The 1416-nt window shown below is 48.0% G+C and carries 1 protein-coding gene; it reads left to right on the top strand.

The features are described 5' to 3' along the window. The coding region (locus HJC33_RS01265) for an aminotransferase class V-fold PLP-dependent enzyme (RefSeq protein WP_171656977.1) at window positions 1-1373 on the top strand (1373 nt) is incomplete at its 5' end. Window positions 1374-1416 lie beyond the last annotated feature (43 nt).

The raw sequence follows: 1416 nt of genomic DNA, 5'->3' as shown, positions 1-1416 counted from the left end.
CCGATTGGGTGGCAAGCGGAAGGCTATACCGCCCTATTGAAGATACCATTACAAAGACCATAGGCCCTATGGTGGCCAATACCCATTCGTTTTCCAGTGAAACGGGAAAAGCATCCACCTATGCCTATCACCACGCCAGAAAAATCATTAAACAGCATGTGAACGCCACTGAAGATGATGTATTGATCGCTACCGGAACCGGTATGACATCGTTGTTGGCCAAATTGCAACGGATCATGGGCCTACGCATTTCCAGCGATGCAGACCAAAAAGGCAAGATTCCGGAAAAAGAACGTCCCGTGGTCTTCATAAGCCATATGGAACACCACTCCAATCAAGTCTCTTGGATGGAGACCATAGCCGATGTTGTTGTGGTACCCTGTAACGGCGAGCAATTGGTATGTCCGGACAATCTCGAAAAAGAACTGGAGAAATATAGTGATAGAACCCTGAAAATAGGGGCGTTTACGGCCTGTTCCAATGTAACGGGCATTATTGCCCCTTACCATGAGCTCGCCAAGGTAATGCATAAACACAACGGCTATTGCGTAATCGATTTTGCGGCCTCCGCCCCTTACGTCGACATAGATATGCACCCCGAAGAGGAAGCCGGGCATTTGGATGCGATCCTGTTCTCTCCCCATAAGTTCTTGGGCGGCCCCGGAAGCTGTGGGGTACTCGTCTTTAACAAGGCCCTATACAAGGCCGAAATTCCGGATGTTCCAGGTGGGGGCAACGTAAAATGGACCAATCCTTGGGGCGAATACGCCTATTGTGACGATATAGAAACCAAGGAAGACGGGGGAACCCCGGGATTCCTACAGGTCATGCGGGCAGCCATGGCGATTCGACTGAAAGAGAAGATGGGAACCGATAACATAGAACAACGTGAAAAGGAATTGTTGAACCTCTGTTTTTCCGAACTCCAAAGCATACCGGGACTTTTCATTTTGGGCAGTACCGACGAAAAACGAATCGGTTGCGTATCCTTCGGTGTACAAGGCATCCATTACAACCTAATGGTGCGCTTGCTGAACGATAGGTTCGGTATACAGGTACGCGGTGGCTGGTCATGCGCCAGTACTTATGGGCACCACCTTTTTGACATTGACCGGAAAAAATCGGAAACCATCACCCAGGGCATAGCCAATAAAAACCTTACCGAAAAGCCCGGTTGGGTGAGATTGTCACTCCATCCGGTGACGACCAATGAAGAGTTGCATTTTATTTGTAACGCCATCGAGCAAGTGGTCGAAAATATCACCGACTGGGAAAAAGAGTACCGATATAATTGTAAGACCAATGAGTTTGAGCATATATGGTCGAGTGATGACAACCTCATAAAGCAAGTTGAAGGTTGGTTTGGTAAGTAATCCTTCTTATCAATACCAGTCAATAGTGAGGTGATTCGTGACG

The sequence above is a fragment of the Flagellimonas amphidinii genome (assembly GCF_013090115.1).
GTDB lineage: Bacteria > Bacteroidota > Bacteroidia > Flavobacteriales > Flavobacteriaceae > Flagellimonas > Flagellimonas amphidinii.
Note: the sequence above shows the minus strand (reverse complement) of the source record. Positions and strands in the feature narration are given on the sequence as shown.